The sequence below is a fragment of the Flavobacterium sp. XGLA_31 genome (assembly GCF_051547105.1).
GTDB lineage: Bacteria > Bacteroidota > Bacteroidia > Flavobacteriales > Flavobacteriaceae > Flavobacterium.
Map to the genome: position 1 here is coordinate 663,673 of NZ_JBPTTM010000001.1, position 24,099 is coordinate 687,771.

Here is a 24,099-nt window from a genome sequence, read left to right on the forward strand (position 1 = left end):
AAATGATTTTCGGAACCGTATCGTTTAAAAAACCAATCCCGACAAAAACAACGCTTTCCCATGACTTAAGTTGGGTTGCGCTGCTAATTTATCAACAACCCTTCCTGCATTCAGCCCTAAATGCTATTTTTGAACCGGAAACCGGGCACGAACCTAAAGAGTGACCGACCAAGTAAATCTGAAGTACTGACTTGAAACAACTCGTTTACAAAAACACCAAAATCTCTTATACCGACGAAGGTAAAGGCACCGCTGTGCTGTTACTGCATGGCTTTTTGGAGAACAAAACCATGTGGAACGCCTTTGTGCCCGAGTTGGCCAAGAAGCACCGTGTCATCACGGTTGACTTATTGGGTCACGGCGAAACAGAGTGTCTCGGGTATGTTCACGTGATGGAAGATCAGGCGGATATGCTCTATGCCTTACTCCTTTTTTTAAAAATCAGAAAGGCCGTTTTGGTAGGGCATTCCATGGGCGGGTATGTGGCTTTGGCTTTTGCCGAATTGTACCCTGACCATGTCAAAGGGTTGTTCCTGCTCAACTCGACCTCAAGAGCTGACAGCGAGGAACGCAAAATCAACCGCGATAGGGCGGTGGTGTGTGTCAAACAGAATTATGTCAATTTTGTGAGTATGTCGATTGCCAATTTGTTCAGCGAGGACAACCGCGTCCGTTTGGCAGAGGAGATTGAAGCGGTGAAGGCTCAGGCGTTGAAAACCCCTTTGCAGGGTATCGTTGCAGCGCTTGAAGGGATGAAAATACGCAAAGACCGCGAGGTAATTCTGCATTTTGCCCCTTATCCTATCCAGTTGGTTTTGGGCCAAAAGGACGGAGTGTTGCCTTACGAAGACAACATTGACCAGTTGGAAGGCACTAAGGTACAGTTGACCACGTTTCCCGACGGCCACATGTCGCATATCGAAAACGAAAGTGAGCTCCTAAAGGTTTTGTTGAGTTTCCTGAAAAAAGTCTAATTGATTTTCTCTTCAAAAGGGATGGAGATGTCCAGTATCTCCTGCAACAAAAGAACGACTTGTTCCAAATAACTTTCCATGATTTCCGGAGTAATCACTTCAGTAGTCTCTTTCTCCTGCTTGAAGGTAAAAGGCAAAAAACCCGCTTTCAGGTTTTTAAATGAAATGATTCCCGCCTCGATATCAAGGCCTTTGGCTTCTTTTTCAAACATATAAGCATAGGCCAGCACCTGAATAATCTTCTCGTTTTTGCTGTCCTCAGTCAAACCGTTCCAGTCTTTTAAGGTAACATTGGCTTTTTCTACTTTACCTGTTTTGTAATCAATAATCCTGATTTTAGCCTTTTCTCCCTTTTTGTTTCTCAATTCAATTCGGTCCACCTTTCCGGCAATGGTAATAGGATAGGGCAGTTTTTCATGCGTTAACGTTTGGCTTAGATCGGCCTCTAGTGCAATGATTTGGATGTCGTCACCGTCTTCCAAGGCTTCGTGTTCCAACTTCAGGAAGTTGAGAACGTTGCGTTTGGCTACTTCATAAGCCAACAGGTTTTTTCCTGTATTGATTTCGCCTTCTTTGTATACTTCTTTGAACTGTCTGAGCACTTCGGCATCAATCTTTGGGTAACAGCCGCTAAGGTCTTCTTTGGTCAAAAGCCTACCGACAAACGGTTTGTATAATTCTTCCAAAGTCCCGTGTATGATGGTTCCCAAGGTATTTACGGCTATGTTTTCTTCTACTTCATCGGCTTCGGAGATGCGAAGAATCCGTTGAAAATAGAACTGTATCGGGTTGCGGATATAAGTTGTCAGTGAAGAAGGAGAGAAGCCTTTTTCATTGATTTCGCGCAGGCGTGCCAATACGCTTTCCGTTTTAGGGACTTTGATGGGCTCATAAGCGATGTTAGGCACATTGGGATTGTAATACTGAAACGACAGTTGGTGTTGGTGTTGTTTCTCCACTTCCAACTGGGTGATGAAGCGACTTTTTTCACCCGCATCAAATCCTTCGCTGTCGGCATTGTAGATGAGGTAGATGTTTTTGGCGCGTTGCAGCAAATGATAGAAGTGATAGGTATAAATCGCGTCCTTCTCTTTGTACGTAGGAAGGCCTAATTCTTTTTTTACATCATAGGGAATAAAGGAATTGGTGCTTTTCCCTGCCGGAAATTTTCCTTCGTTGACCGAGGTAATGATTACCGTTTCAAAATCGAGCACGCGGCTTTCCAGCACCCCCATAATTTGCAAGCCGTTCAGGGGCTCTCCTTCAAAAGATACTTCGGCCACTTCAATAACCTGCTTGTAGATGGCTTGCAGGGTTTTGATATCACTTATGGCCTGGTGTCCGGTGAAATAGGAGGTCATTTTGTTAAGGACTTTAAACACGGAATACACAAAGGCATTGGTGATTTTTTCTTCCTCATTGTCGTAGCTCAGTTGCGCTTTGATTTGGAGCAATACCTGCGACAGATTTTCTAAAACAGCCACGGCTGCGGTATCCCATTTTTGAAATAAGAGCGTGAATAATGCATTGCCTTCGGGTTGAAGTTCGAGGAGTTTTTTATGAGTGATAAAAGTATAATTGTTCCGATTGATGCGGTTAATCAATTCGCTTGCTTTAACATAAGGTTCAATCAAAGGATGGGTTAACACATCCAATACATCTTTGTAATACATCACATAGTTGGCAGCATTTCGGGAAAGGGCATTGGTGTGTAAACGAAACAACTTCGCGATGAGCAATTGCGCAGGATTGTTTTTGCTTGAAAATCCCATGGTGATATTCAAGGCATCCACTGTGTCAGGCAACGAATGTAAGATGGGCAGGAGCAGGTTTTCTTCTCCCAACACCAGCGCAACGTGTTGCAGGTTAGCGGGATTGTTTTCAATGTGTTTCGCGATAATACCGCCGGCAATCTTGGCCTGACCGATAGATTTGGATGTGGCGATGACCTGGATGTTCTTGGCTTCGGTAAAATCATTGACAATCCATTCGTAAGGATGGGTTTTATAATGTATCCACTCCGATTTGAATTTTCTTTGAAATAAACCGGCATCGTGGAAGCTGTCATTCAATAAGGTTGCGTCAATATCCCAGTAGATGTTGGCTTTGTCCAGGGCCAACAAGTGTTGGATAATCTTTTCTTCCGCCTGATTGAGAGCGTTGAAACCGGCAAAAACAAACTGGTTGCTGTTGTTTTCGGAAAAATGATTGAGATTCTCAACGGCTTCACGATATATCAGCCCCTGATACCCCACGCCTTTATTGAGCAGGTATTGGTAAAAAGAATGGTAATAATCAGGCAGTTTTTTCCAAAAGGCGAGATGCTTTTCCACCAGCGCAGTTTTGTTTTCCACCCTTTCCCACCAATGTTCAATCTCTTTTATGTTTTCGAGGTATTGGAGAACTTTATCGGGTTCGAGTAGGTAACGGTCAATTTCATTGAAATCCTGCAGTAGTGTTTTGGCCCAGTTGGCAAAAAGGTCAAAAGACTCCTGTTGCTCTTTTTCTGTCCGGCTGAGGTACACTTCGTAAAATTCGAATAGGAGTTCTACACTGTCAACAGCGCGAACACCGGCTACTTCCTGAATAAAGTCTTCGATGCTGATAATCTCCGGAGCAATAACCGTATGGTCTATCTGTTTTTTTAAGGCTTCAAGCAAAAAGACTTTGGCTCTTTTATTGGGCAATACAATTACCAAATCCGTCAAACCATTGGGATGGTTCTTCAGAATTTCCTGTGCTAAGCGTTCGAGAAAAGTGGGTTTCAGCATAGCATAAAAATAAAAAAACGCCCCGAATATCGGGGCGTTTTCTGGAAAATATTTTGAAAGGAAATTATTTTACCAATTTCACTTCAACTCTTCTGTTGTTTGCTTTACCAGCTTTCGTTTTGTTAGTATCGATTGGTCTAGACTCACCGTAACCTACTGAAGTTAATCTTGAAGCAGCAATTCCGTTTTCGATTAAGTAATTTTTAACGGCAGCAGCTCTGTCTTCAGACAATTTTTGGTTCGCAGCATCTTTACCATCGCTATCTGTGTGACCTTCAATAGAGAAATTAGAAGAAGGGTATTCTTTTAAGATAGCAGCAATTGATTGTAATACTGGATACGTTTGTTGTTGGAAAGAAGCTTTACCAGAGTTGAACAAGATTGTTTTAGCGTAGTCATTCAAACGTTTAACAACTTCGTCAGATACTTCAGGACAACCGTTGTTAGCAACAGTACCCGCTACATCCGGACATTTGTCATCTTTATCTAAAACTTTGTCACCATCTCTATCCGGCCAAGGACAACCAGCATTTTCTTTTGGTCCTTTTACTTCAGGACATTTATCTGATTTATCAGTAATTCCGTCACCATCCGTATCAGGACATCCGCCCATTGATTTCAAACCGGCAACATCCGGACAAGCATCATCTTTGTCAGCTACACCATCACCGTCTGTATCAGGACAACCTTGGAATTCAACTAAACCGGCAACATCCGGACAAGTATCGTCTTTGTCAAGTACTGTATCTCCATCCGTGTCAGGACAACCATTAGTGGCTTTAGGACCAGCTACTTCAGGACAAGCATCATCTTTGTCATACACTCCGTCACCGTCAGTGTCTTTACCTCCGAATTTGAAGATAAGACCGGCAAAGTGCTGCATGTGCGATGGCATGTCTTCACGAACATCTTCGAAAGATTGTTTGTAAGTAGAACGAAGCGATAAACCAACAGTTTCTGAGAACCAGTAAGTTAATCCTAAACCTCCGTTTAATGTACCTGCGTGATTATCATCGCCAAACCAAGTATAACCACCCCCGATGTGGATAGAAGGGTCGATAGTTTTAGATTTGATTAAACTCATCAAGCTGTAGTTGATTACTCCGTCAACCGCATAGTAGTTTAAATCACCCGGATTAGTTACGGTGTAAGGTCCATTGTCAACTCTTGGATTAACATATTTAGTAATTCTGTTAACTGATCCTGTTACTCCAAAAGAGAAATTATCCCCAACGTACTTAGATACGTTAACGAAAGATACCGATGGAAGGATGTTCCAGTTGTCCTTAGCATTAAAATACTGAGAAAACTGATCTTCTAATTTTGATGCAGCACTCACTCTGGTGTCTACCGCATTTACCCCAAACGAAATCGCCCAAGGATTGTTACTGTCTTGAGCTTGAGAGCTGAATCCAGCTAACATCAGCATTGCAACGAATAATTTGTTAAGATGTTTCATACTTAATTTGATTAGATTATAATATATATAATAAAGCAAAAGTAATACCTATTAACATAATATCAAAATGATATGGTTAAAATGTGGAAATTATGTAAGGTTTTGAATAAATTCTGAAATTTAGACAGTTAGGAAATAATTTTCAGCATTTTTCCAACTTCGGTAAAGGCTGAAATGGCTTTATCCAAATGTTCTTTCGTGTGGGCCGCAGAAAGTTGTACGCGGATGCGGGCTTTATCCTTCGGAACCACGGGATAAAAGAACCCGATAACATAAATACCTTTTTTCAATAATTCGTCAGCCATCACCTGAGATAATTTGGCATCATACAGCATTACCGGGACAATGGCGGAATCTCCGTCGATAATATCAAGACCCGCAGCTTTCATACCTGCTTTGAAATAATTGGTGTTCCATTCCAGTTGATCACGCAATGTTGTGTCTTTTTCCAAAAGCTCAAAAACTTTGATAGAAGCTCCAACAATAGCCGGTGCCAATGAGTTTGAGAACAAATAAGGTCTTGAACGCTGACGCAGGATTTCAATGATTTCTTTTTTAGCTGTGGTATAACCGCCCATAGCGCCACCCAACGCTTTTCCTAGAGTTCCGGTGATGATATCTACTCGGCCCATTACGCCTTTAGCTTCCAAAGTTCCTTTGCCGGTTGCGCCTATGAAGCCGGCGGCATGACACTCGTCAACCATAACCAAAGCATCATATTTGTCTGCTAAATCACAGATTTTATCAAGAGGCGCTACCAATCCGTCCATAGAGAAAACACCGTCGGTAACGATAAGTTTGAAACGATGTCCGGCTTCTACCGCTTTTTTTAATTGATTTTCTAAATCTTCCATATTGGAATTTTCATAACGATAGCGAGCGGCTTTACACAAACGCACCCCGTCAATAATCGAAGCGTGGTTCAAGCTGTCGGAAATGATACAGTCTTCTTCTCCTAAAAGCGGTTCGAAAACGCCACCATTGGCATCAAATGCAGCAGCATAAAGAATAGTGTCCTCTGTGCCGTAGAAATCGGCTATTTTTTTCTCCAAAGTTTTGTGAATATCCTGCGTTCCGCAAATAAAACGCACCGATGACATTCCGAAGCCATGTGAATCCAGCGTGTCTTTAGCAGCCTGAATTACTTCCGGATGAGATGATAATCCCAGATAATTATTGGCGCAAAAGTTTAAAACAGTTTTGCCGTTTACCGTAATTTCTGCCCCTTGAGGCGAAGTGATGATGCGTTCTCTTTTAAAAATACCATTTTGTTCAATGGTATCTAATTCGTTTTGTAGGTGTTGTTGAATTTTTCCGTACATGGGTATTTTATGGATTTAGTTTGTTTTTGTTTAAATTGTTCTTTTGTACCTTACTGCCACTGGCAGTCCTCCTCTTAATATCAAATGTTTTCCAGGTGTTGTTGGATTTTTCCGCACATAGATTGTGAGTAGTTTATTTTTAGCTTACAAATTTACAATTTCAATTTCGTCTCCAATGTAAACCAAAGCTTTTTTAGTGACTTTGAAACCCATTTTTTCAATGGCTTTTTGATAGTTTTCCAATTGGATGGAATATTTGGCCTGATGAGCACCGGTTTTATAATCGAGTAAATACATTTCGTTTTGATGATTCAAGACCATGCGATCGGGCTTGACAATGTTGTCGTCTTTTTGAAGGATGGTTTTTTCGTTTAAAACAGTGTTTTCAGAACAGAAATAAGAATCCAATTCCGGATGGTTGACGATTTCCCCGATTGTTTTTTCTACGGTTTCTCTTTGAGAAGTAATTATCAATCCATTCTCGATGGCTTTGGTCAGAGCCAAATCAATATCATTTTTGGTTTTAACAAAGGACAAAATCTCATGGATAATATTTCCGTATTCAATGGCTTTTTGTTGTTGCGTATTCCACATCAGACTTTCCTTTTGAGCAATCTTGATACTCTTCGGATTCAAAGTGGCTGACAGCTGTGGGATGGTTTCGGTCTCAGTCTTAATTTCTTTGGATACCGACAGCTTTTTGGCATCGCCAAAGGAATAATCAAATTGAGTTTCTTCAAAACCTTTATTTTCCAAAAAACGGATAAAAAAGGAGGCCATATTGTTAGGGTAGTCACCTGTTGTTTTGCTTTTGCTCTGCATGCCCGAAATAATGTATAATTGCTCCTCAGCACGCGTTAGCGCCACGTATAAGACGTTGATGTTATCTAGCAATTCTTCCTGCTTTTTTTGGTGGTAGACCAAAGCGGCTTCTCCACCATAGCCTTCTACTTTGCTGCTTTTGTCAACCAATGCTTTGGACAAACCCGTAACGGCTTCATCGGCATTGAGCCACATTTTTTCACGAGGGCCTTTACTGTAATCTTCTTCGGCAAAAGGAAAAATAACTACGGGAAACTCCAGTCCTTTGGATTTGTGAATCGTCATAATCCGAACGGCATCATTGCCTTCGGGAGAAGGAATACTCAGTTTCTCAGCATTATTATCCCAATATTGCAGAAAATCGGCAACACCGGCTTGGTTTTTTACATCGCGTTCCAAGACTATGTCCAAAAAGAATTGCACATAAGCATTGCGTTTGACCATCGGTATGACTTTGGCAATGATGATTTCTGTAGCTTCGTACAACGATTTTTTGCGAATGTTTTGAAACGAAAAATCAATGTGGAATGTTGCTAACCAGCTTTGAAAACTTTCTTCATCAGGCTGATTCATGCCTTGTGCAATGAAATCGTGAATTGCCAAACGGTCTTGTTGCGTTGCCAGGTAATAGAGAAAATGAGCTTTAGACTGCAAATCGTCACGGTTTTTCAAATAACGCAAAACATGAATGATAGTCTGTACTTCGGAAGAAGCACTGAGCATCAGGCTTTCCGAGGACAAAATAGGAATGCCGTTTTCGGTTAAATATTTGGCAACGAGTGATCCGTGTGATTTTTTTCGGGTCAAAACAACAATGTCTTTACAGCGGAAACCGTTTTGTTGAACTTGCAAAATCTTATGAAGTGTTGCTTGCAGATACAAATCGTCTTTTGCCAAAGTTTCTTCTTCCTCTGTGCTGCTTTTTTCAATTTTCGGGATAAATGAAATATTGACATAGCCGCCTTTTTTAGAATTGGCTTGTTGATGGCTGTGATTTTGATACAAATCTTTGTAATCTTCATTTAAAAACTGTCCCGATAAAAACCCAAAGAGTTTGTTGTTGAAGTCAATGATTTCCGAATAGCTGCGGTAATTGGTTCCTAACGAAAACAATTCCTTATCGGGATTGACAAACGGATTTTTGCTTTTGCTCAACTCGATAAACTGTTCCGCTTTGCCACCACGCCAACGATAAATGGATTGTTTTGGGTCGCCCACAATCATCAAAGAACCGCGTTCGCCGTTCAAATCCTCGCTTGCGAGCGCATTGTCAATCAGCGGAATCAGGTTTTGCCACTGCATTTCTGAAGTGTCCTGAAATTCATCAATAAAGAAATGACGGTATTTTTCGCCTAAACGCTCATAAATAAAAGGTGCCGGCTGGTTTTGAATCTGGTCGTTGATGAGTTTGTTGAATTCGGCTATGGAAAGAACGTTTTGCTCCTTCTGAATTTTGGCTAATTCAGTATTCACGGTATTCAGTAATGAAAGCGGCGTGATGTTTTTTAAGAAGGCTTCGTAAAAGTTTTTCTTTTCGAATTTTTTATAGATAGAACTCAATATGCTGAGTAAATCAGGAATAATACTCTCGATAATATCTCGGTCAACGGCTTTGCTGTTGATTTGGATGTCTTCAAACTCATGAAACATCTTATTGTTTGGATTAAACCTTTTTTGTTGAATGCTTAACAAATGATTTGGAAAGGTTTGTCTTGAAAATGAAGCCAAATCAATGCCTTTGTTTTCGATTAATAACAACATTTCAGAAGCTAAATCAACTGTTTCAGCTTCTATTTGAGCGCAAAGTTCCGTGAGTTTGTTCTTGATTTCAATGAATTCAGCGATGGTTTTATTGTGAAAATGCGCTACTTCTTCCCGATTGTTTTCATTAAGAATCAATCTTCCGGTTTCCATAATGTCGCGCGACACGTCCCAGGATTTGTCGTCATCGGTTTTTTCCATAGTGAAATCCACGAGCAAATTGGTCAGGGTTTCGTCATTGCCGGCTTCGGCGATGATGGCGTCTACAGCCTCAGTCAATAGGTTTTCGGTATCCAAAGACACTTCAAACGTAATGGGTAAATTCAAATCGTGGGCAAAAGCCCGAATGACTTTGTGAGTGAATTTATCTATAGTCGAAATGTCAAAAGCCGCATAGTTATGAATTAGGTTTTTGATGATGCTTTTGGCCTTTTCGGTAATGGTGGCTAATGCCAATCCGGTTTCCGACTGGATGTCCTGCATTAATTGCAAAGCTTTATCCGAAGGGTCGTCTTTGGCAAATTCTGAGAGACTTTCCACGACACGACTTTTCATTTCGTGTACCGCTTTATTGGTAAAAGTAATGGCGAGAATATTGCGATAGGCGTCGGGTTTTTTGGATAACAGAATAATTTTTAAATATTCTTTTACCAAAGTGTACGTTTTGCCGGAACCTGCCGAAGCGTCATATATAGAGAAAGCGGGTCTTTGCATTAGGATTTTCGGATTAAATAAACAAAATTCAACTTACTTTCTTCGCCATAATATTCGACTTCAAATTCGTCTACTTTTACCGCACCAATTTTTTCAATGGCTTTTTGTGAACGGATATTGAACGCGCCGATGTGAAAATAGACTTTATCGACATATTGAAAAGCATGATCTAGCATTAGTTTTTTCAGGGCTTTGTTATATCCTGCACCCCAAAATTTTCTACCAATAAAGGTATAGCCAATCAAAACCGATTTTTCGTTTTCATCATAATCATAAAACCGACTGCTTCCGATGCATTCATTCGTTTGAGTATCTCGAATTAAAAAAGCGCCTTTAGAAAGTATGGCTCCTTCAAAATAATTCTGAAAAACTTCCCGTTGGTAACGAAGCTTATTTGGGTGTTGTTCCCATACCAAAGGGTCGGAAGCCACATCGTATAATTCTTCAAAATCGCTCTCCTTCAAAGGAATTAACGCTATCAAATCATTTTTAAGAGCGGTAGGCTGTAAGTCGAAAGACATTATTGGTTTTAATTATTTGTTAATTGGAAAATAGTATTTTCAATTCCGAAGTTAAATGTATAAATTTGAATTCATTTTAATACTAACTAAAACAAAAATATCATGGCTTTCGAATTACCGCAATTGCCCTATGCATACGATGCATTAGAACCTCATATTGATGCCAGAACAATGGAAATCCACCATTCTAAACATCACAATGCTTATGTTACCAACCTTAACGCCGCTATTGCAGGGACGGATTTGGAAGGTAAAACGATTGAAGATATTCTGAGTAATCTTGACATGACCAATATGCCGGTGCGAAACAATGGTGGTGGTCATTACAATCACAATTTATTTTGGAAAATAATGACACCCAATGCCAGTGGAAAACCATCAGGAGAATTAGCGGATGCTATTGATGCTGCTTTTGGTTCTTTTGATGAATTCAAAAGCCAATTTGCCAAAGCCGGTGCTACCCGTTTTGGTTCAGGATGGGCTTGGTTATGTGTTCATAAAGGCGGAAAACTGGAGGTGTGCTCTACACCAAATCAGGACAATCCGTTAATGCCGGGTACCGGCTGTGGCGGTTTCCCAATTTTAGGAATGGATGTTTGGGAACATGCGTACTACCTGCACTACCAAAACCGTCGTCCGGATTATATCGAAGCTTTCTTTAATGTAATTAACTGGGCAGAAGTAGCGAGATTGTATGCTACAGGAAAATAAATAAAGCTAAACAGGCTTTTAAGAGAACCGATTGTGAAAGCAATCGGTTTTTTTATGGGTTTAGTGTAAAAAATAAACAGGCGGAATTGCTTCCACCTGTTTGCCCCAAATCTACCATAAACTTAACCTACTAAATACTATGGTAGGACAAAACTAAGGACAACTGTCTAAAAAACAAGAGTTTTTGTTAAAAATATATTGGGATGATAGGCAAATGAGAGTATAAATCGGTTTTTTTGCAGATTTTCGGACGCATTTAAAATAAAAAAGGTGAAGTAGAACTTCACCCTTTTTGCCCCAAATCTACCATAAACTTAACCTACTAATGCTATGGTGATTCAAAAGTATAGGAGTAACTCTTGTTAAAAAAATAAAATAGATTAACGGCAAGTATAATCGTTGAAGGATTTTTGACGGGTGCCGGAAGGTATAAAATAAAAAAGGTGAAAATTTCTTTTCACCCTTTTTGCCCCAAATCTACCATAAACTTAACCTACTAATGCTATGGTAAGGTCAAATGTAAGTACATTGATATTCAGCGCACAAAAAATTCAGATAAACGGCAACAATAATCGTTTAACTTCAAAAAAGTGTTAAATTTTAGTAAGCGCGAGCATCTTTCCCTTCATAAAAATTCATAAAGGCTTTGTTAACCACCCGGTTACCACCCGGTGTCGGATAGTCTCCGGTGAAATACCAGTCGCCTAAGTTTTTCGGACAGGCTTTGTGGAGGTTGTCAACGGTTTGAAATATGATTTTTACTTCGGCGTTAATATCTTCCGAGGTTAATAAAACCGCTATTTTATCTGAGATTTCCTGATCAGTGAAAGGTTTGTAAATTTCGGTTACATAGTTAACCACTTCATGGTCTTTGTAATTTTCCTGTGCTTTACATTTGGCATAAACTTCTTCTACTATATGGTACAGCTTTCTCTCTTTTAATAAAGCCAAAGCCGCCTGAAAAGCAACCAAACCTTCCAGTTTGGCCATGTCAATACCATAACAATCAGGATAACGAATTTGCGGAGCTGAAGAAACCACTACAATCTTTTTCGGGTTCAGACGATCCATCATTTTCAGTATGCTCATCTTTAACGTGGTGCCACGAACAATACTGTCGTCAATGATTACGAGATTGTCTTCGGGTTGGATTACCCCATAGGTAACATCGTACACGTGAGCGACCAAATCATCTCTGCTGCTGTCTTCGGTGATAAATGTTCTGAGTTTGGCATCTTTAATGGCTATTTTCTCAGTTCTTATTTTTACCGAAAGGATTTGTTCCAGCTTTTCTTTGGTCAGTGTTTTTCGGTTATCCAGGATGAATTGATTTTTTCTGTGGTTCAGGAAATCGTTGGCTGCTTCCACCATGCCGTAAAAGGAAGTTTCTGCAGTGTTGGGGATATAGGAGAAAACAGTGTTGTCAGTGTCATCTTCAATTGCTTCCAGCACTGCCGGTAAAATCAGTTTTCCTAATTCTTTGCGTTCCTGATAAATCTCGGCATCACTGCCACGAGAAAAGTAAATACGTTCAAATGAACAGGCTTTTTTTACGGTAGGCGTGATGATTTCTTCCTGTGTCAATCGGCCGTTCTTCTTTACAATCAAAGCGTGTCCGGGTTGCAGTTCCTGTACTTTTTCAAAGGCGACATTAAAGACGGTTTGAATCACCGGTCTTTCCGAAGCCACTACTACGATTTCATCATCTTCATAAAAGTAGGCCGGACGAATACCGGCAGGGTCTCTGAAAACAAAGGCATCGCCGTGGCCCAACAATCCGGCCATGGCATATCCGCCATCCCAACCACGGGAAGCGCGTTTCAGTATTTTAGCAATGTCCAGTTTTTCTGCGATAACAGGAGAAGCTTCTCTTTTGGACAGCCCATTGTTTTTGCATTCCTGATACAAGTCGGTTACTTCATCATCGAGGAAATGTCCGATTTTTTCCATTACGGTGACTGTATCCGCCATCTCTTTCGGATGTTGTCCCAATTCGACTAAACTGTTGAACAGCTCGGTCACATTGGTCATGTTAAAATTTCCGGCGACGATGAGGTTGCGGTGCATCCAATTGTTTTGACGCAAAAAGGGATGTACACTTTCCAGGCTGTTTTTACCAAAAGTTCCATAACGTACGTGTCCCAGGAAGAGTTCGCCTATGTACGGAAGGTGTTCTTTCTGCAAAGCCACATTGTCTTGGTACTCGGGATGTTGTGCCAGTTCTTCGTTGATGCGATCGTTGATTTGGGCAAAAATATCCTGAATAGGCTGTGCTTTGTTAGATCGCACGCGGCTGATGTATCGTTCACCGGGCTCTACGTCAAATTTGATGGAAGCAAATCCGGCGCCGTCCTGACCCCGGTTGTGTTGCTTCTCCATGAGGAGGTACATTTTTTGTATGCCGTAAAAAGCAGAGCCGTACTTTTCTTTGTAAAAGGTCAGCGGTTTTTTTAATCGTAAAAGGGCGATTCCACATTCGTGTTTAATAGCGTCGCTCATAGTAGTTGTTGTGTTGTTTTAGAGACAAGTCGCGCTTGTCCATATAGTTGTAAGTAGCTTGTTATGTGTTTTTTATAAATAAAAATGCCCCGAAGTTTCGAGGCATAAAGTTATTGTAATTCTATATCAAATTGTGTTAAAGCTTTGAATTGTTTCAAGCGCTCCTGTACTTCTTCTTTTTTGAGGCTGACCATTCTTTCGGTTCCGAATTTTTCGACACAGAAGGACGCTAAGTTAGAGCCCTGAATGATGGCGTTTTTCATATTATTGAATGAGATGTTTTCGCTTTGCGCAATGTATCCTGCGAATCCTCCGGCAAAGGTATCTCCGGCACCGGTTGGGTCGAATACTTCTTCCAATGGTAAGGCCGGGGCAAAGAATACTTCTTTGTTGTGGAACAACAAGGCACCGTGCTCTCCTTTTTTAATTACTACATACTTAGGTCCCATGGTGTGGATTTTGGCTGCTGCTTTTACCAAGGAATATTCTCCTGATAATTGGCGGGCTTCCTCATCGTTGATGGTAATCACGTCTACGCGTTTGATGACGTCTAACAGTTCCGGAAGGGCACAGTCCATCCAGAAGTTCATGGTGTCTAATACGACCAGTTTCGGTTTGGCTGTTAATTGGTTCAACACACCGGTTTGTACAATAGGGTGGAGATTGCCCAACATCACTACGTCGGCATCTTTAAAATCCTGAGGTACTACCGGATTGAAATCGGCTAAAACGTTTAGTTCGGTTACTAAGGTATCGCGGGAGTTCAAATCGTTGTGGTATTTGCCGCTCCAGAAGAATGTCTTTCCTCCTTTTACAATTTCGATACCTGAGATATCAATATTTCGGTCAGTCAATAAGTCTAAATAGGCTTGCGGAAAATCGTCTCCTACTACCGAAACGATAGCTGATTTTACGTTAAAATGGGAAGCAGATAAACCGATAAAGGTTCCGGCTCCGCCTAAAATCTTGTCTGTTTTTCCGAAGGGGGTTTCGATGGCATCAAAAGCTACCGTACCGACTATTAAAAGTTTGTTCATTCTCTGTGTTTCAAATTAAAGGCGCAAAGATAAGTCTAAAGTTTCAGAGTTGCAACCCCGAAAGAGAATGGCCATGTTGTGGCAGTGTTGTGGCAGTGTTGTGGCAGTGTTGTGGCACTCTAGCGGCACTCTAGCGGCACTCTAGCGGCACTCTAGCGGCACTCTAGCGGCACTCTAGCGGCACTCTAGCGGCACTCTAGCGGCACTCTAGCGAATAGAGTAAAAGACTGTAAGGTAGGGCTAAAAAAGGGAATCAGAGTAGTTTTCCCTCTTCTTTTTCGTAAAAATAATCGATGGACAGTTTGTCGAGACCGGAAGCGTAGACGGCCAATTGGTCGCAACGTTCGTTTTGCGGATGGTTGTTATGGCCTTTGATCCATTTGAAATCGACTTGGTGTTGGCGGTATACTTTGAGGAAGCGTATCCACAGGTCGGGATTTTTTTTGCCGGTGAAGTTTTTCTTTTCCCAGCCGAAGACCCATTTTTTTTCTACCGCATCCACGACATATTTGGAATCAGAGATGACCAGGACTTTCATGTTGGGGTTTTTGAGTTTTTCCAAACCGACGATTACGGCCAGCAATTCCATACGGTTGTTGGTGGTGTATCGGAAGCCCTCGTAATATTCTTTTTTATAGGGTGTACCCACTAATTCCATGACTACGCCATACCCTCCGTTTCCGGGGTTTCCTTTGGCAGCGCCGTCAGTGTAGATATGGACTTGGTGGGAATTCAAAATGATGTGTCAGGAGTTAGTAGTTTTTCTATTGTTTTCGGGAAGTGTTCGTGTTCTAATGCTTGTACTTTGGCTGCTATTTCTTCAGACGTTTGACACTCCTGAATGTTTACCCTTTGTTGGAAAATAAATTCGCCTTCGTCATACTGTTCGTTTACATAGTGAATGGTGATGCCGGTTTCCTGCTCTTTGTTCTCTAAAACGGCTTGGTGTACATTCATTCCATACATGCCTTTGCCTCCGTATTTGGGCAATAAGGCCGGATGGATGTTGATGATTTTGTTGGGGAATTGCTGTACTATCGTTTCGGGCATTTTCCATAAAAAGCCGGCGAGGACAATCAAATCGGGTTGGATTTCGTTTATTCTTTGCAAAACAATCCCTTCCTGGAGTTCGGTTCGGTTGAACACAAAGGTTGGGATTTGGTGTGCTTTTGCTTTAGGCAGTACTGCGGCATTTGGATTGTTGGAAAAAACGCCTGCAACGGTTACGAAATCGTTGTGTTTGAAATGGTTAATAATGTTTTCCACATTAGAGCCGCTGCCGGATGCAAAAAGCAAAATCTTTTTCATGGGGAATCAAATTTGGTACCGCAAAAAAAAGAATAATAACCCGAATTAAAACCATGATTGTGTAAGAATTTCAAATTAATTTTTTAATTTCGTGGACACATTTAGTAACAAAAATGTTGTTTTAAAATAAAGTTTTTTATTTTTGCCAACAATTTAAAATTAAAATTTAGAAATTATGTCAGACATTGCATCAAGAGTTAAAGCGATTATTGTAGACAAATTAGGCGTTGACGAAAACGAAGTTGTAACAGAAGCAAGCTTCACTAATGATTTAGGAGCTGATTCATTAGACACTGTTGAGTTGATCATGGAGTTCGAAAAAGAATTTGACATCCAAATCCCGGACGATCAAGCTGAAAACATTGCTACTGTAGGTCAAGCTATTTCTTACATCGAAGAAGCAAAAAAATAATAATAATTCACCCGTGGAAAACCTGGTTATTCACGGGGTTTTTATTATTTTTACTGAAAAGAGTAAAACTGATTGACATTCAATCTAAAAAATATTGAAATACCCTTGTCTCTTTAATGATTTAACTTTGAAGAAAACATGGGTATTATTTGTTTAAATACACTAGTAAAAAACACATTATGGCATTAAAACGAGTTGTAGTAACCGGATTAGGAGCATTAACCCCGATAGGAAATTCCATAGCAGAATACTGGGAAGCCTTGGTAAACGGGAAAAGTGGTGCTGCACCGATTACTTACTACGATACCGAAAAACATAAGACAAAGTTTGCTTGTGAAGTGAAAAACTTCAACATCGAAGACTACATGGATCGCAAGGAAGCGCGAAGAATGGACAAGTTTGCCCAGTATGCTGTGGCAGCCAGCCAGGAAGCCATTGCTGATGCCGGAATCACCGATGACAATGTAAACAAGCAAAGAGTAGGCGTGATTTGGGGTGCCGGGATTGGCGGATTAGAAACTTTCCAAGAGGAAGTTATCAGTTATGCACAGGGAGACGGAACACCGAGATTCAATCCTTTCTTTATCCCGAAAATGATTGCCGATATTGCTCCTGCACACATTTCGATGCGCAATGGTTTTATGGGACCTAACTATACGACTGTTTCCGCTTGTGCTTCTTCAGCCAATGCTTTGATTGATGCATTCAACTACATTCGTTTAGGAATGTGTGACGTAATCATCTCAGGCGGTTCAGAGGCGGCTGTAACCATTGCCGGTATGGGCGGATTCAACTCTATGCAGGCTTTATCCACCCGAAATGACAGTCCGGAAACGGCATCAAGACCCTTTGATGCGACCCGAGACGGGTTTGTTTTAGGGGAAGGAGCCGGAGCCTTGGTTTTGGAAGAATACGAACATGCCAAAGCTCGTGGCGCTAAGATATATTGTGAAATTGGCGGTGGCGGTATGTCATCAGATGCTTACCACTTAACGGCTCCGCATCCGGAAGGAATTGGGGTAATTGCCGTGATGGAAAATACCTTGCGTGATGCCGGTATGAAGCCGGAGCAAGTAGACCATATTAATACACACGGGACATCAACCCCACTGGGTGACGTAGCTGAATTGAAAGCGATTAGTGCTGTTTTTGGGGATCATGCCAAGAACATTAACATCAATTCGACCAAATCGATGACCGGTCACTTACTGGGAGCTGCCGGGGCTATTGAAGCGATTGCGTCTATTTTGGCCATGAAACACGGTATTGTTCCACCGACGATTAATCACAAAGTGGTGGACGAAAACATTGATCCTAGTTTGAATTTGACTTTGAACAAAGCTCAAAAGAGAGAGGTTAAAGTTGCTATGAGTAATACTTTTGGATTTGGAGGTCATAACGCTTGTGTTTTATTCAAAAAATTAGAAGACTAAGTTTTAGATGAAAATTCTAAAAAAAATATTTAAAAATTCCCGTTCGACTGAGGACGGGATTTTTTTTAAGGAAATTGAAAAAGTTATAGGATTCCGGCCCCAAACCATAGCCTACTACGAAAAAGCGTTCACCCATCGTTCGACCAACCGCATGGATTTAAAAGGAAATCCGATGAATTATGAACGGTTGGAATTTCTTGGTGATGCCATGTTGAGTGCTGTAATTGCAGCTCATTTATACAAAGAAGCACCGGCAGGAGATGAAGGCTACCTGACGAAAATGCGTTCTAAAATTGTGAGCCGGGAGCATTTGAATGAATTGGGTAGAGATTTGAATCTTATCCGATTTGTAGAGAGCAAAGTACCTACGCAGCATTTTGGAGAAAACATTCACGGTAATATTTTTGAAGCTTTAGTCGGAGCTATTTTTCTGGACAAGGGTTATGATTTTTGTGAAAAGTTTATTCAAAGAAGCGTCATCATTCCGTATGTTGATATTGCCAAATTGGAAGGCAAGGTCATCAGTTACAAAAGTTTACTTATTGAATGGTGCCAGAAAGAAAAAAAGGCCTTTCATTACGATGTTTTTGACGATAACGGCAATGACGGTCAAAAGTTCTTCGGTGTAAAGCTGAGCATCGACGGAAAAGTAATTGCCAAAGCCAGAGCTACTTCAAAAAAGAAAGCAGAAGAAAAAGCGTCCCAACGCGCTTATTTTGCATTTCAGGAAAAAATTAACATAAAATAATACAGATTCTCAAAAAGCTATAACGTTTTCGTTCATAAAATAACGTTAACACACTTTTTTGTTGGTAGGAATCTGTTCCAGATATACTATATTTACATCATAAAATTGCGAGATATGGCGGTTCACAAATTGCATATTGACGAGTTTGATGATATCGATTATCAGTTAATTGCTATTCATTCGCCTTTAGAAGATTATCGATTGGCTTATTATATCAACCAAAATTTGCCGATTAATCTGCGAAAAAGTGATTGTAATATCCATATCAGCCATAAGGAAGGGGAGACACAATTTACCCGATTTATTTTTGAAGATGAAAAGAGAGATATACTGTGGAATCTGATACAGAACCAGAATGAAATTTCGATTGCATCGGGAGGAGGTAATGCCGGATTGTTTGCCGAGGAAGGCCATTCGTTTTCAGCCAAAATCTATCTGATACCGGAGTTTAAGAAAGTGGATTATTTTCTTAAAATTGAAAACGGTGATGCTTCGGTTGAAGTTTCCAAAATTGCCAATTGTATCAAAAAAATAGACAGAGTCAGCACGGTTTATGCCGTTGATGCCGAAAAAATAAAGTCAAAAAATAATTTAATTTTTTAGTTAAAATGCCAACAAGAAAAAAAACTAAAATTGTAGCCACGCTGGGGCCTGCATGCAGTACGAAAGAAGTGATCAGAAAAATGATTGAGGCAGGGGTAGATGTATTTCGGGTGAATTTCTCTCATGCGGATTACAATGATGTTAAGGGAAGAATTGATATCATTCGCGAATTGAATGAAGAGTTTGGATATACTACGGCCATTTTAGCCGATTTACAAGGGCCTAAGTTGCGTGTTGGTGTTATGAAAGAAGATGTGGTGGTGAATCCGGGAGATATCATTACGTTTCAAACGGCTGAGGATGTGCCGGGCACGAAGGAGCGCGTGTACATGAATTATACTTCTTTTCCGCAGGATGTAAATCCGGGAGAACGCATCTTGTTGGATGACGGAAAGTTGATTTTTGAAGCGATAGAAACCAACGGTTCAACCGAAGTGGTTTGTAAAGTGATACAAGGCGGTCCGTTGAAATCTAAAAAAGGCGTTAACCTTCCGCAGACTAAAGTTTCGTTGCCTGCGTTAACCAAAAAAGATATTAAAGATGCTCTTTTTGCCATTGAGCAAAAAGTAGATTGGATTGCGCTATCCTTTGTGAGAACCCCCAAAGATTTGGAAGAGTTACAGGATTTGATTGCGAAGCATTCCGATCACAAAATTCCGATTGTGGCCAAAATTGAAAAGCCGGAAGCAGTAGAGAATATCGATAAGATAGTGGCGTTTTGTGACGGACTGATGGTAGCTCGTGGCGATCTTGGAGTGGAAATTCCGGCGCATGAAGTGCCTTTGATTCAGAAGAAATTGATTCACCGAGCCAAAACGGCCAGAATTCCTGTAATTGTGGCGACTCAAATGATGGAAACGATGATTACCAGTTTAACACCGACGCGTGCTGAGGTGAATGACGTAGCTAACTCGGTGATGGATGGTGCGGATGCCGTGATGTTATCGGGTGAAACCTCGGTGGGGAATTATCCGGTGGAAGTAATTGAGAAAATGACACAGATTATTGAAGCCGTTGAAGATTCACCGTTGATCGTGGTGCCACAAAACCCGCCTCACGTAAGAACCAAGCGTTTTATTACCAAATCCATCTGTTATCATGCGGCTACTATGGCCAATGACATTAAAGCCAGGGCTATTTCGACCTTGACGAACAGCGGGTATACCGCTTTCCAAATTTCAGCCTGGCGACCAAAGTCGCATATTTTGGTATACACTTCTAACAAAAGAATTTTAACCCAGTTGAATCTGCTTTGGGGTGTACACGCTTTTTACTATGACAAATTTGTGAGTACGGACGACACCGTAGATGATATCAATCAGATGGCTCAAGACCGAGGTTATGTTAAAAAAGGAGACATGCTGATTAATTTAGCAGCAATGCCGGTGGCAGATAAAGGAATGGTAAATACGTTAAGAGTTTCGGAAATAGAATAAATTTATTACTTTTAAAACAAAAAAATAAGATGAATTCAAACAACCCGTTTTTCAGAACCAAATCGTTCAAAGAAAATAATGATGTAACCTATAATGCAGAAGTTATTGATTACAATCAAACAATGACCGTTTCGGGAACTATTAATAAAAGTTTCCTGATGTTGATTTTATTGATAGCCAGTGCTTCGATAACATGGATGATGACTTTTAACGGTCAGAATCCGATACTGCTGGCCATGGGTGGTGCCATTGTTGGTTTCGTTTTGGTTTTAATTGCTACGTTCCGCCCACAATCTTCGGGATTTTTAGCTCCCGGTTATGCGATTTTTGAAGGCCTTTTTATCGGAGGGATTTCGGCAATTTTTGAAGTAATGTACCCTGGTATAGTAATTCAAGCGGTGAGTTGCACCTTTGTTACTTTCATGGTTTGTTTCGGTTTGTACAAATACGGAATAGTGACGGTAAACGAGAAATTCCGATCGATAGTAATTGCGGCGACACTGGCTATTGCAACTTATTACCTGTTTTCGTGGTTGTTGTCACTGTTTACCAGTTTCCAGCCGGTTCATTATGGTAATTCTATGGCAAGTATTGGCATCAGTGCTTTTGTGATAGTGGTGGCTGCGTTGAATTTGTTTTTAGATTTCGATCAAATCGAAAGAGGAGTACAACAGCGTTTGCCTAAATATATGGAATGGTACGGAGCGATGGGATTGATGATTACCTTGGTTTGGTTGTACATTGAGTTCTTGCGATTGTTGTCAAAACTTTCCAAAAAATAGAGAGAATACAATTTCCTTTCACTATAACCATCTTGTGCAACAAGATGGTTTTTTTTATGCCTAAAACTCAAACTTCAACTGCACGACTACCGTTTTTTTAATTTCAGTATTGAGGTTGTTTAATGAAATGCCTAACAAGCGAACTGAATCTTTCATTCGTTCCTGAAACAGGAGCTCTTTGGCAGTCTCCAGGAGCAATCCTTTATCGGAAATGAAGTAAGGCAGTGTTTTACTTCTCGTTTGGGTCGTAAAATCGCTGTATTTGATTTTGAGTGTTACCGTTTTGCCTGAAATATTGTATTTCTTTAGTCTTTTTTCCAGTTCGCCTGCTATGCGTTCCAGGCGTTCAATCATGAATATTTCAGAGGTCAGATTCTCATTAAAAGTATGCTCGGCCGCTACAGATTTCGCTATTCTGTTGGGTTTTACCGGACTGTTGTGGATGCCGCGAACAATGTTGTAAAAATGCAACCCGCTTTTGCTGAAGTGTTCTTCGAGGAATTCTTTGGTTTTAGATTTTAAATCCTTTCCGGTAAAAATGCCCAAGTGATACATGCGGTCGGTGGTTACTTTGCCAATGCCGTAAAATTTTTTGATATCCAGATTTTCCAGAAAAGCTTCCACTTCTTCCGGATTGACGGTTTTTTGTCCGTTAGGTTTGTTGTAGTCACTGGCTACTTTGGCTACAAACTTATTGACTGAAATTCCCGCAGAAGCCGTTAGACCGACTTCGTCAAAAATCCGTTTTCTGATTTCCTGTGCCAGCAGTGTGGCGCTGGGGTTGCCTTTTTTGTTTTGTGTGACATCGAGATAGGCCTCGTCTAATGACAAAGGTTCCACTAAATCGGTGTATTCGTAAAATATTTTTCTGATTTTTTTAGAGATTTCTTTGTACCGATCAAAGCGGGGTCTGACAAAGATTAAATCGGGGCAATTTCTTTTGGCCTGAATGCCGCTCATCGCACTGCGTACGCCAAATTTACGGGCTTCATAACTTGCTGCTGAAACGACACCACGTACTTCACTGCCTCCCACAGCTAAGGGTTTTCCCTTTAAATCGGGATTGTCCATCTGCTCCACCGATGCATAAAAAGCATCCATGTCGATATGAATAATTTTTCGATGGAAAACAGGTTCATTCATCTCACAAATTTATAGTATCTTTCGATAAAATATATCCGTTATGGTAGAAATAGAGAGAAAGTTTTTGGTCCTTTCGACAGCTTTTTTGAACGAGGCTTCCAATGAAATGCGCATTGTTCAGGCGTATTTGAATTCCGATGCCGAACGCGCCGTTCGAGTCAGAATTAATGGTGATAAAGGGTATTTGACCATTAAGGGGAAAGGCAACGAAACCGGTACAACCCGATTTGAATGGGAGACAGAAATACCAATTGCAGATGCAGATAAATTACTTTTGCTTTGCGAAGAAGGAATTATCGAAAAAAACCGATATGAAATACAAATCGGTAAACATCTTTATGAGGTGGATGTTTTTAAAGGCGAAAACGAAGGGTTAATACTGGCAGAAATAGAGCTGAAATCAGAAGATGAGCGTTTTGAAAAACCACATTGGCTGGGCACCGAAGTTACCGGAGATGAGCGTTTTTACAATGCTTATCTGAGTAAGCATCCGTTCAGAAGCTGGTAAATTACTTGTCTTCGACTTCCAGTTTAACCATTACGGCACCGGTATTTTTATTGTCTACCAATTCCATAAAAGCTTTTTTACTCAGATCAATTTCACGGACTTTTGAGAAAGGGCCTCTATCTGTAATTTCAACAATTACCGATTTGCCATTGGCCTCATTGGTGACTCTTACTTTAGTGCCAAAAGGTAATTTCTTGTGGGCAGCAGTATATTTATTATTGTCAAACCGAACACCGCTGGCTGTTTTTTTACCGTGAAATTTTGCCGCATAATAAGAGGCATGAGCATTTTTTTTGTAGAATTTGAACTTAACGTTTTGGTCTGATTTCAGCGTGTCAATAACTCCTTCAAGTTCGGTTAGCGGTTTGTTCTTAAGCGAATCGGTTTTGGTTAGAGCTGTTGTTTTGGTTTTGTCTTTACTGTCTTTTTCCTTGAGAACAGCCGTTTTCTCTTTCTCTTTAGAATCTTTCTCTTTTGATGTTGTTTTTTCTTTGCTTTTGGCTTTGTTCTTTTCTTTTTGCTGCGGATGATTTGCCCAGACATTGCCTTCAAAACCAATAGTTATAATGGCAAAAAGGAAGATGATTATTTTCTTATTCATAGGAAACAATTTAGTTTGTAATAGGCATTGGCAAAAACCATACCTTGATAAAAAAAGCCCCTTTCAGGACTTTATTTTATAATTAGAACCAAAGGCTCCACGGAATGCGACTCAGTATCAAAAGCAATCCTAATCCAAAGAAGATGGCGATTGATTTGAATTTAGCCACATTGTCAGTTGTTCGTTTGTGTTTTGACCAACCAATTGTGATGAGGGTTATCGCAATAATATTTACTAAGGGATGTTCCAGAGAAGTTAAGCGTAAAGCGGCATCTTTCATAATCCCGAAAGCAGCAGAACCCAGAGGAGAAACAAAATAAAGAATCAATCCGACAACCAATTGGATGTGGGTAGCAATAAGACCGAACAACGCAATTTTTCTGTCTTTGCCGGTAAATTCTTTTTTAGATGACATTCCTAAAAATGAGTTCACAACAGCAACAACTAATAATAAAAGTGCAATATAAGCCCAGCCTTTGTGGAATTCCTGAATGAAGTGGTACATATGGTATTTGTTTTGGAAAAACAAATATA

At 40.5% G+C, this 24,099-nt stretch carries 21 protein-coding genes; 9 read left to right on the forward strand and 12 right to left on the reverse strand.

Annotation, left to right across the window (positions count from 1 at the left end; genetic code table 11):
- Positions 1-191 precede the first annotated feature (191 nt).
- Complete coding sequence (locus tag ACSVH6_RS02955; RefSeq protein ID WP_438075390.1) at positions 192-974, forward strand: alpha/beta fold hydrolase; 783 nt, start codon at positions 192-194, stop codon at positions 972-974.
- On the opposite strand, the gene ACSVH6_RS02960 is transcribed toward ACSVH6_RS02955, so the two are convergent.
- From ACSVH6_RS02960 to ACSVH6_RS02980, 5 genes are all read right to left on the reverse strand, one after another.
- The gene (locus ACSVH6_RS02960) at positions 971-3,745 is read right to left on the reverse strand and encodes a PD-(D/E)XK nuclease family protein (protein ID WP_438075392.1); all 2,775 of its coding nucleotides are present in this window, start codon (positions 3,743-3,745) and stop codon (positions 971-973) included. The genes ACSVH6_RS02955 and ACSVH6_RS02960 overlap by 4 nt on opposite strands.
- 64 nt (positions 3,746-3,809) lie before the next feature.
- Entirely contained in the window at positions 3,810-5,204 is a 1,395-nt protein-coding gene (locus ACSVH6_RS02965; RefSeq protein ID WP_438075393.1) for an OmpA family protein, read from the reverse strand.
- Between the two features lie 128 nt (positions 5,205-5,332).
- The gene (gene kbl, locus ACSVH6_RS02970) at positions 5,333-6,526 is read right to left on the reverse strand and encodes a glycine C-acetyltransferase (RefSeq protein WP_438075394.1); all 1,194 of its coding nucleotides are present in this window, start codon (positions 6,524-6,526) and stop codon (positions 5,333-5,335) included.
- A 144-nt stretch (positions 6,527-6,670) separates the two neighbouring features.
- Positions 6,671-9,823, reverse strand: coding sequence for a UvrD-helicase domain-containing protein (locus ACSVH6_RS02975; protein ID WP_438075396.1), 3,153 nt, complete (start codon positions 9,821-9,823; stop codon positions 6,671-6,673).
- Positions 9,823-10,344: a GNAT family N-acetyltransferase gene (locus ACSVH6_RS02980; protein ID WP_438075398.1), complete on the reverse strand. Its 522-nt coding sequence runs from the start codon at positions 10,342-10,344 to the stop codon at positions 9,823-9,825. The genes ACSVH6_RS02975 and ACSVH6_RS02980 overlap by 1 nt, the downstream gene beginning before the upstream one ends.
- A gap of 102 nt (positions 10,345-10,446) precedes the next feature.
- Here ACSVH6_RS02980 and ACSVH6_RS02985 point away from each other — a divergent pair, with 102 nt between their 5' ends.
- On the forward strand, positions 10,447-11,055 hold the full coding sequence (locus ACSVH6_RS02985; protein ID WP_438075400.1) for a superoxide dismutase: 609 nt from the start codon (positions 10,447-10,449) through the stop codon (positions 11,053-11,055).
- Between the two features lie 600 nt (positions 11,056-11,655).
- Here ACSVH6_RS02985 and ACSVH6_RS02990 read toward each other — a convergent pair.
- The 4 genes from ACSVH6_RS02990 to purN all read right to left on the reverse strand — a co-directional run bounded on the left by ACSVH6_RS02990 (position 11,656) and on the right by purN (position 15,899).
- The gene (locus tag ACSVH6_RS02990; protein WP_438075402.1) at positions 11,656-13,554 is read right to left on the reverse strand and encodes an amidophosphoribosyltransferase; all 1,899 of its coding nucleotides are present in this window, start codon (positions 13,552-13,554) and stop codon (positions 11,656-11,658) included.
- A 110-nt stretch (positions 13,555-13,664) separates the two neighbouring features.
- Positions 13,665-14,591, reverse strand: a complete 927-nt coding sequence (locus ACSVH6_RS02995; RefSeq protein ID WP_438075404.1) for a PfkB family carbohydrate kinase — start codon at positions 14,589-14,591, stop codon at positions 13,665-13,667.
- Between the two features lie 253 nt (positions 14,592-14,844).
- Positions 14,845-15,327 carry a ribonuclease HI gene (rnhA, locus tag ACSVH6_RS03000; protein ID WP_438075406.1) on the reverse strand — a complete coding sequence of 161 codons (483 nt, stop codon included), beginning with the start codon at positions 15,325-15,327 and terminating at the stop codon, positions 14,845-14,847.
- Positions 15,324-15,899 carry a phosphoribosylglycinamide formyltransferase gene (purN, locus tag ACSVH6_RS03005; protein WP_438075408.1) on the reverse strand — a complete coding sequence of 192 codons (576 nt, stop codon included), beginning with the start codon at positions 15,897-15,899 and terminating at the stop codon, positions 15,324-15,326. Before purN ends, rnhA begins: the two co-directional genes overlap by 4 nt.
- A 175-nt stretch (positions 15,900-16,074) precedes the next feature.
- Here purN and ACSVH6_RS03010 point away from each other — a divergent pair, with 175 nt between their 5' ends.
- From ACSVH6_RS03010 to ACSVH6_RS03035, 6 genes are all read left to right on the forward strand, one after another.
- On the forward strand, positions 16,075-16,311 hold the full coding sequence (locus tag ACSVH6_RS03010; protein WP_007137004.1) for an acyl carrier protein: 237 nt from the start codon (positions 16,075-16,077) through the stop codon (positions 16,309-16,311).
- A 179-nt stretch (positions 16,312-16,490) separates the two neighbouring features.
- Positions 16,491-17,744: a beta-ketoacyl-ACP synthase II gene (gene fabF / locus ACSVH6_RS03015; protein WP_438075410.1), complete on the forward strand. Its 1,254-nt coding sequence runs from the start codon at positions 16,491-16,493 to the stop codon at positions 17,742-17,744.
- Positions 17,745-17,751: 7 nt separating this feature from the next.
- A complete protein-coding gene (rnc, locus tag ACSVH6_RS03020) occupies positions 17,752-18,492 on the forward strand; it encodes a ribonuclease III (RefSeq protein WP_438075412.1) in 741 nt (246 codons plus the stop codon).
- Positions 18,493-18,606: 114 nt separating this feature from the next.
- Positions 18,607-19,095, forward strand: a complete 489-nt coding sequence (locus ACSVH6_RS03025; RefSeq protein ID WP_438075414.1) for an IPExxxVDY family protein — start codon at positions 18,607-18,609, stop codon at positions 19,093-19,095.
- A 5-nt stretch (positions 19,096-19,100) separates the two neighbouring features.
- Positions 19,101-20,531: a pyruvate kinase gene (gene pyk / locus ACSVH6_RS03030; RefSeq protein WP_438075416.1), complete on the forward strand. Its 1,431-nt coding sequence runs from the start codon at positions 19,101-19,103 to the stop codon at positions 20,529-20,531.
- 29 nt (positions 20,532-20,560) lie between these two features.
- Positions 20,561-21,313, forward strand: a complete 753-nt coding sequence (locus ACSVH6_RS03035) for a Bax inhibitor-1/YccA family protein (RefSeq protein WP_438075418.1) — start codon at positions 20,561-20,563, stop codon at positions 21,311-21,313.
- Between the two features lie 60 nt (positions 21,314-21,373).
- On the opposite strand, the gene dinB is transcribed toward ACSVH6_RS03035, so the two are convergent.
- Entirely contained in the window at positions 21,374-22,456 is a 1,083-nt protein-coding gene (gene dinB / locus ACSVH6_RS03040) for a DNA polymerase IV (protein ID WP_438075420.1), read from the reverse strand.
- A 40-nt stretch (positions 22,457-22,496) separates the two neighbouring features.
- On the opposite strand from dinB, the gene ACSVH6_RS03045 reads away from it, so the two are divergent.
- Positions 22,497-22,964 carry a CYTH domain-containing protein gene (locus tag ACSVH6_RS03045; RefSeq protein ID WP_438075422.1) on the forward strand — a complete coding sequence of 156 codons (468 nt, stop codon included), beginning with the start codon at positions 22,497-22,499 and terminating at the stop codon, positions 22,962-22,964.
- Position 22,965: 1 nt separating this feature from the next.
- On the opposite strand, the gene ACSVH6_RS03050 is transcribed toward ACSVH6_RS03045, so the two are convergent.
- Positions 22,966-23,565 (reverse strand): septal ring lytic transglycosylase RlpA family protein, encoded by a 600-nt coding sequence (locus ACSVH6_RS03050; protein WP_438075424.1) that lies wholly within the window; start codon positions 23,563-23,565, stop codon positions 22,966-22,968.
- A gap of 82 nt (positions 23,566-23,647) precedes the next feature.
- On the reverse strand, positions 23,648-24,070 hold the full coding sequence (locus ACSVH6_RS03055; protein ID WP_438075426.1) for a hypothetical protein: 423 nt from the start codon (positions 24,068-24,070) through the stop codon (positions 23,648-23,650).
- Positions 24,071-24,099 lie beyond the last annotated feature (29 nt).